This is a genomic window from Pseudoalteromonas sp. CF6-2, from assembly GCF_021729425.1.
In the GTDB taxonomy this organism is placed as follows: domain Bacteria; phylum Pseudomonadota; class Gammaproteobacteria; order Enterobacterales; family Alteromonadaceae; genus Pseudoalteromonas; species Pseudoalteromonas arabiensis.
Map to the genome: position 1 here is coordinate 3,183,143 of NZ_CP091442.1, position 12,017 is coordinate 3,195,159.

The window sequence follows — 12,017 nt, forward strand, 5'->3', positions numbered from 1 at the left end:
ACAAAAAATAAAAGTGATTATAACAGTTTTTCACCCTTTAACGCCTACCACTGCTGATTAAACGGATATAAAGAGGGATGCATAAAATACTCAGTACAATAGCTAGAATAAGCATCCAAGATAATTCAAAGCCGCCATCATCTTGATGTTGATACATAAAGTTTTTAAACGCGCGGTCAAACTCGGTTTGATCTAGGCCATATAATTCAGCAATTAAACGCCACTTTGCCATCGACATACTGCCAAGATTTACGCCTGGCGGCTTAATATAACTCGTTAATACATTTGCTTCATAAGCAAGCTCTTGTAAGCTTTTATGAGTAGCATAATCATGTTGAGTAACGGCAATACTCTCTTCTAAATGTAATAACGCGTAACGCCAACCTTTAATACTTGCATGATAAAAGCGCTCAACGATATCTGGATTTTTTTCAACCATTGCTTCGCTGGTATATAAAATATCACCATACACATTCAAACCAAACTTTTGCGGACAAATGAGTCGATGACCCACTCCTTGTAATGTCATCGTGTAGGGCTCATTGGTGACATAAACTTGCACCGCATCTAAGTCACCGGCAAGCCACTGTTCAATGCCCCCTTCATGACTTGCAGCTATTAAACTTTGTTGATCAAGCCCCGCGCGTTGCAACATTACCAATAACTCTGCATTTTCAACTGAACCGATTTTACTAAGCTTCTTATCAGCAAAGTCTCTGGGCTGAAAAATATCTGAGTTATTTTTTACCATCCAACAATATGGCGAAAACTGCAGTATGGCTCCAAGGGCAACAACTGGCGCGCCTTGCTGGCGCTTTTGTAATATGCCTGAGTGAGTGATGGCAAAATCGGCTTCGCCACTTAACAGTTTTGGGAAGGTATCTGGCGCATTCGGATCGGCAGGTATTATGGAAACATCAAGGCCCGCTTCCTTATAAAAGCCTTTTTTTGCAGCCATATAGTAGCCTGCAAATTGAAACTGGTGAGTCCATTTTAGTTGTAGGCTAACTTTATCAGCGCATTGTGCGCTCATAGAGAGCATTAAACAGGTTAACCCTAGTAGGCCTTTTATACCTTGCACGCAACATCCTTGCTTGAAACCGTGCATTAACTATAGGAAAAATAGAGGGAAAATCAAGACTCCTCATTAGCAGTCTTGATTATATTTAGTTACTGATTAGCTGCTTTGACTTCACTCAATTCTTGACCTTGGCTAGTTAAGAACTGGGTGAAACATGGATTGTTCGTTTCATCTTGAACGTTGTATCCCAAACGGTTCAAATGCTCATTGAATACCTCATAATCACTCGGTTCAATCGCAAAGGCAGCCAGCACATTACCAATCGATCCACCATGATTGCGGTAATGGAATAAAGTGATATTCCAATTGCTACCAAGGGTATCTAAAAATCGTGCTAATGCACCTGGGTATTCAGGAAACTCAAAGCGCAGTAATCGCTCATGAAGTTGGGCTGGCGCTTTACCTCCCACCATATAACGAATATGCAATTTAGCCAGCTCGTTATCTGATAGATCGCAAAATGTATAATCATTTTCTGTCAGTGCCGCTTTTAGCTCATCAAGCTCTTGTTGGCCTTGCCTTAGTGCTATACCGACAAAAATTTGCGCTTCGCCAGGGCCTGCATAGCGATAATTAAACTCGGTGATGGCCCTGCCGCCTAACGAGTTACAAAACTGCTTAAAGCTGCCCTTCTCTTCTTTAATCGTCACAGCAAGGAGTGCTTCGTTCTTTTCACCTAGCGCCGTTCGCTCAGCAACATAACGTAAGCGGTCAAAGTTTAAATTCGCACCCGATAAAATCGCAGCCACGTTTAAGCCTTTCACCCCATTTTGTTGGCACCACTTTTTCAGACCCGCTGTTGATAGCGCCCCTGAAGGCTCCGCTATAGCGCGGGTTGAAACAAAGATATCTTGCATTGCGGCGCAGATTTCATCGCCCGTTACAGTGACAACCTCATCGCAAAATTTTTGTGCTAAACGAAACGTTTCTGTGCCGATAACTTTTACGGCTACGCCATCTGCAAAGCTACCAACACGATCAAGCTCAACGGGCTTGCCTGCTTCAAGCGCGGCTTTTAGGCAAGCACTCTCATCAGCTTCAACACCAATGACTTTGATATCAGGACGTAACGACTTTATATACACAGCCATGCCTGCAAGTAAGCCACCACCGCCAACAGGAATAAAGACGGCATCAAGGTCATTCAGTTGCTGCATTAATTCACGGGCAACCGTACCTTGGCCAACAATCACATCGGGATCATCAAACGGTGGCACAAACACCCCATTACGCTGCTCAGTAAGCTCTAAAGCATGGGCTTTTGCTGCATCAAAATGATGGCCGTGTAATACCACTTCACCACCTAACGCACGCACTGCATTCACTTTAATTTCTGGTGTTGTGACTGGCATTACAATCGTTGCTTTATGCCCTAAAAATGAGGCACTGAGTGCGACACCTTGCGCATGGTTACCCGCTGAAGCGGTGATCACATCAGAGCCTTTTGGCAACTTGCTCAGTTTATGAAAGGCACCACGAAGTTTAAATGAATAAACCGGTTGTTGGTCTTCACGCTTTAACCACACATGGTTGCCTAGCCGTGCACTAAGATCAGCCATTTCGCTGACCTCGGTGACTTTTGCAAGCGGCTCCATGTTCGCTTGGATGATAGCGCGAAAATAATCGAGCTCTTGAGAAACCATAATTAACTAAGCTCCTCAAGTTTTGCTAAATCGCGCACAGCCCCTTTGTCTGCACTGGTTGCAAGTAACGCATAAGCTTTAAGTGCAGATGAAACATAGCGATCACGGTCCAGTGGTTTATAAGCATCTTTACCGCGTGCTAATTGCTTTTGTTTACGTGCTTCAAGCTCTTCATCAGACAGGGCTAGGGTGATTTCACGGGTTGCGATATCAATTACTATTTTATCGCCATTTTCAACATAGGCGATTGCCCCACCGCTTGCTGCTTCTGGTGAAACGTGACCAATGGATAAACCTGATGTACCACCCGAGAAACGACCATCTGTGATAAGCGCACATTTTTCACCTAAGCCCATTGATTTTAAGTAACTCGTTGGATACAGCATTTCTTGCATGCCTGGGCCGCCTTTGGGTCCTTCGTAGCGAATAACAACCACATCACCCGCTTTCACTTCACCGTTAAGAATCCCTTCAACTGAATCATCTTGTGATTCGTATACAACTGCGGGGCCTTCAAAGTGCAGCATTTCTTCAACGACACCGGCACTTTTAACAATACAGCCATCAAGGGCTAAGTTACCTGATAGTACTGCTAAGCCGCCATCTTGACGAAAGGCATTTTCAACACTGCGGATACAGCCGTTTTCACGGTCATTATCAAGTTCTGGCCAGCGGCATTCTTGACTCATTGCTTTTGTTGTACGGATACCCGCTGGGCCTGCTTTATAGAATTTTTGCGCCACTTCATTATTAGGGTCAGTCGCATCCCATTTAGTCACCATTTCAGCCATAGTATGACCCGCCACGTGATCAACAGATAAATCGACAAGGCCTGCCTTACCTAATTCACGAATAATTGCCATCATGCCACCAGCGCGGTGTACATCTTCAATGTGATATTTATTGGTTGCGGGTGCCACTTTACAAAGGAAAGGAGTTTTGCGAGAAAGCGCATCGATGTGCGACATATCAAAATCAACACCTGCCTCTTGCGCTGCAGCTAATAAGTGTAAAACCGTATTTGATGAACCACCCATGGCAATATCAACCACCATGGCATTCATAAAGGCAGTGCGATTAGCAATAGCACGCGGTAATACTGCTGCATTATCTTTTTGATAATACTCACGGCATAAATCAACAATGCGCGCACCCGCTTCAACGTAAAGTTGTTTACGGTCTTTATGCGTTGCAAGTGTGGTACCGTTACCCGGCAGTGCCAAGCCAATCGCTTCTAATAAGCAGTTCATTGAGTTGGCAGTGAACATGCCCGAACATGAACCACAAGTAGGACAGGCAGAGCGCTCAACTTTGTCTGAGTCTTCATCGCTTACTGAGGTATCAGCGCCTTTTACCATGGCATCCACTAAATCAAGTTTAATGTCGATATCAGCAAGGCGTGTTTTACCCGCCTCCATTGGACCACCTGATACAAAAATAACGGGGATATTTAAACGCAGTGCTGCCAGCATCATCCCTGGGGTGATTTTGTCGCAGTTAGAAATACAGATCATGGCATCGGCACAGTGTGCATTAACCATGTATTCCACTGAGTCAGCAATTAAATCACGCGATGGGAGTGAATACAGCATGCCGCCGTGACCCATTGCGATACCATCATCGATTGCAATGGTATTAAATTCTTTTGGTACACCACCCGCTTCGGTGATGGTTTCGGCCATTAGCTCACTGAGTTGGTTAAGATGAACGTGCCCTGGTACAAACTGAGTGTACGAGTTAACAACAGCGATAATTGGCTTACCAAAGTCTTTATCTGTCATCCCTGTTGCACGCCATAAAGCACGCGCCCCAGCACGTTTGCGACCTTCTGTTGTTGTTGCACTTCTTAATTTAGCCATAATTACCTCAGTTGTTGCAGTGGCATGCCACTGACTTCCTCATTCCTAATTTATTTCTCACTAAAACATCAATCTGATTGCTCTAGTTACCTGTTGATTTTTTTACTAGATTGCTTGTTGTTGAAATTGGTTTTCAACATTAACGTGTATAACATCGACCAATTTATTTAATTGTGATGTTAGTAGATAAATTGGCTTATCGCTGTCTACCGTCATAGTGACGTGAAACGCTTCGTCAGCCATTTCTAAATTCATGGTTGTTAGGTCAAAGCCGCGATGACGCGCTACGCGTAAAAAGCGCTCTACCGCAACACTTTGATTCTTTAGTGCAATCGTTAGGGTGTGTTTCATTTTACTGTCTCCGTCATCATTTCATCATTGGCAGCACCGGGCGGTACAAGCGGCCATACATTTTCTTTATCATCTATACAGGCATGCAGAATGTATGGGCCTTCACTATTTACTAACGCATCAACCGCAGCATCAACTTCATCTGCTTTAGTGATAGTTTGACCTGGAATGCCAAACACCGCTGCTAACTGCACAAAATCAGGATTATCTGAAAGGTTTGTTTCAGAATAACGACCTTCAAAAAATAGCTGCTGCCATTGACGTACCATGCCTAAGCGCTGGTTATCTAAGATTAGAATTTTAACTGGCAGATTGTTACGGCGAATTGTTGCCAGTTCTTGAATGTTCATCATGATTGAGCCATCACCCGAGACCGTGATCACAAAGTCATTTGGGCGAGCAACTTGCGCGCCAATAGCGGCTGGTAAACCAAAACCCATGGTACCAGCTCCACCACTACTTAAATGATTACTTGGGTGGCTAAACTTCATGTGCTGTGCCACCCACATTTGGTGCTGACCCACATCACAACACACAACACCCGTTGATGGCATTTTTTGGCTTAGCTGGTTTAATAAGTAAGGGGCAAACACTTTTTCGCCTGGATAGTCATAACGCCACGCATGCTCTTTCATCATGCTTTCGATATGCGTTAGCCACTCATCTGGTGTAACAAAACAATCAAGTTGCGGTAAAGACGTTTTTAAATCTGCCACTAATGACGCTTTTGCAGGCTTACGCTTACCAACCTCTGCCGCATCAATATCAAGGTGAATAACCTTTGCTTTTGCCGCAAACTTGCTTAAGTTGCCAGTGACACGGTCGTCAAAGCGGGCACCAATACAGACCAAAACATCACACTCTTGCACCGCTAAGTTAGCCGCTTTACCGCCATGCATACCTAGCATGCCTAAGTCATATTCATAATCAGGTAATACACTACCCAACGCTTTTAACGTTGATACTGCAGGCATATGTGTTTTTTCTAAAAACTGCATTAATTCATCTTGCGCATTGGCAGCTTGTACACCACCACCGATATACGCTACAGGGCGCTGCGCTTCACTTAAGATTTGATTGGCAATAGCAACTTGGTTTGAATCTAATGTTGGTAAGTGATCTTCGGCGGCTAACCAAGGGTGGAATGGTACTTGCGCCATTTGGATGTCTTTAGGGATATCAACTAACACAGGGCCTGGGCGGCCGCTTTGTGCTATATGGATGGCTTCTTGTAGGATTTCGGCTAAGTCTTCAGCTCTTTCAACCATGTAACTATGTTTAGTGCATGATAACGACATGCCTAACACATCCACTTCCTGAAAGGCGTCGGAACCTATCGCTGCGGTTGGTACTTGACCTGTGATAGCAAGTAATGGCACCGAATCCATCATCGCATCGGCAAGCGCGGTTATTAAGTTGGTCGCCCCTGGACCGGAAGTTGCAAAACACACGCCTAACTTACCTGTGCTTCGCGCAAAGCCCACCGCTGCAAAGCCAGCCCCTTGCTCATGGCGCGTCAAATAATGTTTGACTGGCGCACCATACAAAGCGTCGTAAATAGGCATGATGGCACCACCTGGGTAACCAAAAACATCCTTAACGCCATGTTTGGCCAATAAATCGATTGTTAACTCTGCGCCTGTCATCGTAAATCCTCATTCCTCAGTGACATTGTGTATTTGCTGCAACTCAAACCTTAAAACGAAAAAGCCCCCCGAACTGTTAAGTGCGGGGGGCTTTTTAAATGCTTCACTTTTCTCTAAGCACTAACTCGCCCCCGCGGTAATAATAATCACCACGACGTTAATCAGAATTAGAGAAAGTTTGTTTGTAAGCATTTATCTGTAACCAAATTTTGTTCATTTGTAGCGGAAATCTAGCCATCCCGCTGCCTTTTTCTATTAGTACCGCGCTAAGCCCTTCAAGTCAACAATAAAATTAATTCAAAAAAACATATAAAAAACACTTAAAAAGGAATTAATATTCAAAATATGATTTAAAAAGGGTTTATATTTCACTTTTATACAAATATGGAAACTTCATACCTGTTTATTAGCTATTCTATAGCTGATTAATTTTTAGCTCTTGTCTGGTATTTTTTCTGCTTTCATTCGATTTAATTTAACTGCTTGTGGAAAATTAGTTTAGTATTGAAAACAGTCACAATTTGAAAGGGAAAATTATGAGATTCATTCAGCGCTTTAATGCTCTGTTTTTTATGGTGCTATTACTTGGTTTTAGCCAATGTGCATTGGCAGAACCAGGACTATGGAAAATAGAAAAAAACGGTATTTCGTCCTATTTATTTGGCACCGTGCATGTGGGTGATAAAAGCATGCAAGGTCTACCAAATAAGGTTACATCTGCAATTGAGAGCAGTGATGAAGTGATTGTTGAGGTAGATATCAGCACCATTTCAGCAACCGAAATGCAGCGCCGCTCATTGCCTTTTATGATGCTTAAAGATGGAAAAACACTGCAATCAGAGCTTTCTGTAGATAACTTCAATAAGCTACAAAAATACTTTGCCGATAAGTCTATCGATATCGCAATGTTTAAAAACTTAGCACCGTGGGCTGTGATGGTCACCATGATGCAAATGGAGTTTCAAAATGTGGGATTCTCTGACCAGTATGGTATAGACAAACAAGTACTTGCTTATGCGCAAGCACACAATAAACCTATCGGTGAATTAGAAACTCTTGAGCTACAAATGGAAATGTTTACTCATTTAGCAGTTATGAACGATAAGATGATTGAAGAAACATTTGAGCAGCTAGCTGATGTCGACACTTACTTTTTTGGCCTTATCAATGCGTGGAAATCTGGCGATATGAAAACGCTAGCAAAGTTTTATAACGAAAGCTTTGATGATTCTCAATATGGTGAACTAAGTGAGCAAGTAATGCTAATCGATCGCAATAATAATTGGGTAAAGCAACTTTCATCACGTATCGGCAAAGAAAAATTATTTATTGCCGTTGGTGCTTTGCACTTGCCTGAACAACATGGTTTGCTAAAGCAGCTAACTGATAAAGGCTTCACGGTTACACGTATCTAAATGTTCTATAATCAAATTCAAATTTTATAAGCGCCTTTTATGGCGCTTTTTTTGTGAAATCAGCCATCTCTAAATAGTGTTCAATACCTGTGATTTTGTCACTTGCATGATGATTAACGTACACAACAGTACTTGTCCCTGCGGCGCAGATTTTTTCTATCAGTAATAGCACTCGCTGCCTATTTGCTTCATCAAGACCAAGGCAAGGCTCATCTAAAATTAATAAATTAGGGTGTTTTATCATTGCCCTCGCAATCAATAATAATCGCTGATCACCAAAGGATAGCTGACTAAAAGAGCTATTTTTTTTGTCACTTAAACCCAGTAAAGCTAACCACTTGGTGGCAATTTCTAGTTGTTTATCAGTGGCTTTTTGATAAAGGCCAATACTGTCATAAAAACCCGATACAAGGGTATTGAGTGCAGTGATACTGACTCGATAATCCATATGCAGCGCATTAGAGATATAACCAATGTGCTGTTTAATTTGCCAAATACTCTCACCACTGCCACGCTGAAAACCAAACACCTTAATATCGTTGTTATAACACTGCGGGTTATCGCCAGTGATAAGGTTCAGCAAGCAGGTTTTACCTGAGCCATTTTTGCCGGTTAACTGCCAATGTTCGCCTTGATTTATTTGCCAGTTTAGGTTTTCAAAAACTGTCTCACCCGCATAGCTCACTGAAGCATTTTTTAGTTTTACTAACATCGAATCAGTCAGTGTGGGTGCTTGATGATCACTATCTGCGTCAGGTATTCGTAGCTCTGTATGAGTTAGATGCAATAGCTTTAATAAATCATCGCGCTGCTCAATTGTGGGGTTTGCTAATTGCTGAGCCATATCACCCGCTTTAACATAGCCGTAGTGATCAACAAAATCAGGGATTTCAGTTAATCTATTGAGTACAAAAATGAGAGTTATTGTTTCGCTTAACCTTGTTAATAATTGATTTAGCTCAGCCATCGCTGTGACATCTAAACCATCAAACGGCTCATCAAGCACAAGTAAATCTGGTCGCCCTACCAAAGCCTGAATTAACAATAATTTACGGGTTTCTCCGGTTGATAAATCGCGAAATGCCTTGCTAAGCTTATCTTTAAAATCAAACATGGCAATTAATTGTTGTAGCAACTCATTATCAAGCTGCTGCTCATCACGGCCAGCAATCATAATCTCGTAAACGGTGCTAGAGACAGTAACACCCTCAACAATGTCATCTTGATCTTTTGTTAGCTCCGCCGCGAGTAGCTGCTTTTGGCTGTCTGGTGAGACCAATGCAACGCGCTCAAAGCTATTCTCATAGTGGCCTTGCTCTATTTTAGCAAAACCGGCAATGGCTGCAGCCACTGCTGATTTACCCGCGCCATTGGCGCCAAGTAAAACCCATTGCTGCAATGCCGATACATTAATATTGAGATCATCTAAAAAATAAATATCATTACCCTGCCCCTTTAGGCTGGCTTTAACATTAACCAACTGCACTTGTTGCACGTTGAATCCTCATTCTAAGTTACCGTTAGCTTGACGTTACCCCATTCGATAAAAAATTAAAAATCGTTTAAACCTTTTTTGAATACAGCTGCGACTAAGGTATAAAAGGTCATTTACAGGAAAAAAAACAATGAAAAAATTACTTTGTGTGGCTGCAATAGGCCTGATATTGGCAACCTCAGACTCTACAGCAAAAGATTCACGAGAGCTCAATCACACCTTTGCAATTAATGGCGCAAGCCAGCTTGAAATCGATTTTCCAGTTGGCAGCTTAGAAGTACAAAACTACGCAGGCAGCGAAGTGGTGGTCACAGTGCGTATTGAGCCAAAAAACGATACAGGTTGGTTTGGCTCTGAAATGGACTTATCAGATATTAAACTAAGTCATTCACAAAGCGCAGGCTCACTGAGCTTAAAGCTTGATAACGATGATATTCAACAAAATTGGTTAGTAAAAATGCCCAGCACTATGGCGATTGATGTAGAGCTAGGTGTAGGTGACATTGAAATAAATGATACAAGTAACTCTGTGGATATTGAGCTTGGAGTGGGAGCGGTGCGTATCGATAGTGCACTTGATGACTACAAACGTATTGAGCTGGAAACAGGTGTGGGTGATACAAAAATTCGTGGCATGCTAAATGAAGCAAAACAAAGCAGAAAAATTGTCAGTTCACACTCAAAGTATAGTGGTAATGGGCAATTTGAGATTGATGTTGAGGTGGGCGTCGGCGATATAAAAGTCAGTAATTAAAACCTTTAATGGCGCTTATTCTGGTCTATTTTCAGCAAACATAATCGTCAAGGCTTTTTCTACTGTATCGGCTGTTATTGGTTTATATAAGTGAAGGTTTGCACCTAACGCATAGATGCGTTGCAAATCTTCACTGGAGGTATTGGCTGTTACAGCCAAAATAGGCGTCAGTTGACATTGCTCATTTCTAATTATGTCGATTGCTTGAAAGCCATCCATCACAGGCATGTTGAGATCCATGAATATCACATCATATGGCTTAGTTTCGGTCATATCTGTCGCGATTAAACCGTTTGGCGCTATATCATAAGTATAATTAAATTGGCTCAGAATGCGGCCTAATATTGTCGCATTTAAAGTGTTATCTTCAACAATTAAACAATGCAAGCTACTAGGTAATAATGCCTTAGTTGCCTCTTTGGGTGCTTGCTTAAAGGCTAGCTTTACTACCACTTTCACGCCATGGGGCTGGACATTAAAAAACTGAATATCCCCTTCAAGCGCTTTAATAATTTGTTTTACCCTAAGCAGTCCCGTTTTTAAACCTTGAAAATTCTGCTCTGCATCTTGCTCGTCATTTAAAAAATCACTGGATGAGTGGTCAAACCCTTTACCATTATCTTGCACCTCAAATACAAAACCTTTCTCACCTTGGCAACTGGCTGTAACCGCTATACGCCCTTGTGTTGGAGTGAACTTGACAGCATTGTTTACAAGCTCTGCAAATACTTGTTGGAGTCGCCCATGATCACTAATAACCTCTTTGTTTACTGATTCTGCAAAGTTAATCGTAAAAGTAATTTTTTTATCATTACACGCATATTCAAACGGAGTAACGGCCTGCTGAAGGCTAGTTAATAAATTGCCTTGTGCTAAATTCAGCTGCCACTCCCCTGTAGTAAGCTTCTGCAAATCAAGTAGCTCATCCAGCATTGAGACTAACCTATTTACGCAGTATAAAGCCTGCTTTTTTGTGAATTGCTGATTATCATTAATATCCAGCGCCCCTATTGACGCTGTCAATCCTTGCAATGGTGTTCTAAATTCATGACTGGCGCGAGCTATAAAACGCTCTTTATTATGGCTAACACGCTCTACCACTTCTTTTTGTTGCTGATATTGTTTTATTGTTTTTGCAATGAGCTTTTCCATTGGTTTGAAGATAAATATAAGCTCCACAATCAGCAATACAATCGCAATAACCCAAAAAACAATCTCTAATATAGAAATGACTTTTACCTTGGTAACAGCGCTTTGCTCTAAGAGATAAACAGCTTTATCTAAGTCCATTAAAAGCTTTTCTAAATGTTCACTGCTAAATGGGGAGCGACCTTGAGTACCATAATTAGAGCGACTATTTAATAGCTGCTGCGCTTTACTAATGTATTGCTTAACGTGCAAGTCTAGCTGTGTTGGAGAAGAGAAATAGTGAGCCTTTAGCGCATCATTTAAATAAAGAAACTGTCCACTGCTATCTTTTTGAAGTAAAAACTGATGACCCGCCACGAATTGCTCTACAGCGTGCTGCAATAGCATGCGATGCTGCTGTGTTTGCCCTGATGGTTCGAAGATAAGCGCATTTCCATAAAGCGCTATTTTTTGTGACAACATGCGCTGTTTACCAGCGATGTTAATAACTTGCGCATCACCTTTTTGAATATAAAGTAAATACTGCATCAAAGACACAGATACCGAAATTAAAATGGCGATTGCCAACAATCCCCAGCGATATCGTTTCCTGATATCTACAACCAGATCTAACATATCCGACTC

9 protein-coding genes are annotated in these 12,017 nt (G+C 42.0%); 2 read left to right on the forward strand and 7 right to left on the reverse strand.

Going from position 1 to position 12,017, the window contains the following annotated elements:
• Positions 1–37: 37 nt before the first annotated feature.
• The 5 genes from L3Q70_RS14780 to ilvG all read right to left on the reverse strand — a co-directional run bounded on the left by L3Q70_RS14780 (position 38) and on the right by ilvG (position 6,580).
• Positions 38–1,042 carry an ABC transporter substrate-binding protein gene (locus L3Q70_RS14780; protein ID WP_157066186.1) on the reverse strand — a complete coding sequence of 335 codons (1,005 nt, stop codon included), beginning with the start codon at positions 1,040–1,042 and terminating at the stop codon, positions 38–40.
• 128 nt (positions 1,043–1,170) lie between these two features.
• The gene (gene ilvA / locus L3Q70_RS14785; RefSeq protein WP_062568499.1) at positions 1,171–2,724 is read right to left on the reverse strand and encodes a threonine ammonia-lyase, biosynthetic; all 1,554 of its coding nucleotides are present in this window, start codon (positions 2,722–2,724) and stop codon (positions 1,171–1,173) included.
• A 2-nt stretch (positions 2,725–2,726) separates the two neighbouring features.
• The gene (ilvD, locus tag L3Q70_RS14790) at positions 2,727–4,583 is read right to left on the reverse strand and encodes a dihydroxy-acid dehydratase (RefSeq protein ID WP_062568498.1); all 1,857 of its coding nucleotides are present in this window, start codon (positions 4,581–4,583) and stop codon (positions 2,727–2,729) included.
• A 105-nt stretch (positions 4,584–4,688) separates the two neighbouring features.
• Positions 4,689–4,934 carry an acetolactate synthase 2 small subunit gene (gene ilvM / locus L3Q70_RS14795; RefSeq protein ID WP_237114518.1) on the reverse strand — a complete coding sequence of 82 codons (246 nt, stop codon included), beginning with the start codon at positions 4,932–4,934 and terminating at the stop codon, positions 4,689–4,691.
• The gene (ilvG, locus tag L3Q70_RS14800; RefSeq protein ID WP_237114519.1) at positions 4,931–6,580 is read right to left on the reverse strand and encodes an acetolactate synthase 2 catalytic subunit; all 1,650 of its coding nucleotides are present in this window, start codon (positions 6,578–6,580) and stop codon (positions 4,931–4,933) included. Before ilvG ends, ilvM begins: the two co-directional genes overlap by 4 nt.
• A gap of 536 nt (positions 6,581–7,116) precedes the next feature.
• Here ilvG and L3Q70_RS14805 point away from each other — a divergent pair.
• Complete coding sequence (locus tag L3Q70_RS14805; protein WP_062568496.1) at positions 7,117–7,995, forward strand: TraB/GumN family protein; 879 nt, start codon at positions 7,117–7,119, stop codon at positions 7,993–7,995.
• Between the two features lie 37 nt (positions 7,996–8,032).
• Here L3Q70_RS14805 and modF read toward each other — a convergent pair whose 3' ends face one another.
• Positions 8,033–9,490, reverse strand: a complete 1,458-nt coding sequence (modF, locus tag L3Q70_RS14810) for a molybdate ABC transporter ATP-binding protein ModF (protein ID WP_237114520.1) — start codon at positions 9,488–9,490, stop codon at positions 8,033–8,035.
• Between the two features lie 130 nt (positions 9,491–9,620).
• On the opposite strand from modF, the gene L3Q70_RS14815 reads away from it, so the two are divergent.
• On the forward strand, positions 9,621–10,244 hold the full coding sequence (locus L3Q70_RS14815; RefSeq protein ID WP_237114521.1) for a hypothetical protein: 624 nt from the start codon (positions 9,621–9,623) through the stop codon (positions 10,242–10,244).
• A 15-nt stretch (positions 10,245–10,259) separates the two neighbouring features.
• Here L3Q70_RS14815 and L3Q70_RS14820 read toward each other — a convergent pair whose 3' ends face one another.
• Positions 10,260–12,008: a response regulator gene (locus L3Q70_RS14820; RefSeq protein ID WP_237114522.1), complete on the reverse strand. Its 1,749-nt coding sequence runs from the start codon at positions 12,006–12,008 to the stop codon at positions 10,260–10,262.
• Between the last annotated feature and the right edge of the window lie 9 nt (positions 12,009–12,017).

Bases quoted from the DNA above. Each gene is read 5' to 3' on its own strand.
- L3Q70_RS14780 (WP_157066186.1), bottom strand. From the start codon at position 1,042: ATGCTCTCTATGAGCGCACAATGCGCTGATAAAGTTAGCCTACAACTA.
- ilvA (WP_062568499.1), bottom strand. From the start codon at position 2,724: ATGGTTTCTCAAGAGCTCGATTATTTTCGCGCTATCATCCAAGCGAAC.
- ilvD (WP_062568498.1), bottom strand. From the start codon at position 4,583: ATGGCTAAATTAAGAAGTGCAACAACAACAGAAGGTCGCAAACGTGCT.
- ilvM (WP_237114518.1), bottom strand. From the start codon at position 4,934: ATGAAACACACCCTAACGATTGCACTAAAGAATCAAAGTGTTGCGGTA.
- ilvG (WP_237114519.1), bottom strand. From the start codon at position 6,580: ATGACAGGCGCAGAGTTAACAATCGATTTATTGGCCAAACATGGCGTT.
- L3Q70_RS14805 (WP_062568496.1), top strand. From the start codon at position 7,117: ATGAGATTCATTCAGCGCTTTAATGCTCTGTTTTTTATGGTGCTATTA.
- L3Q70_RS14815 (WP_237114521.1), top strand. From the start codon at position 9,621: ATGAAAAAATTACTTTGTGTGGCTGCAATAGGCCTGATATTGGCAACC.
- L3Q70_RS14820 (WP_237114522.1), bottom strand. From the start codon at position 12,008: ATGTTAGATCTGGTTGTAGATATCAGGAAACGATATCGCTGGGGATTG.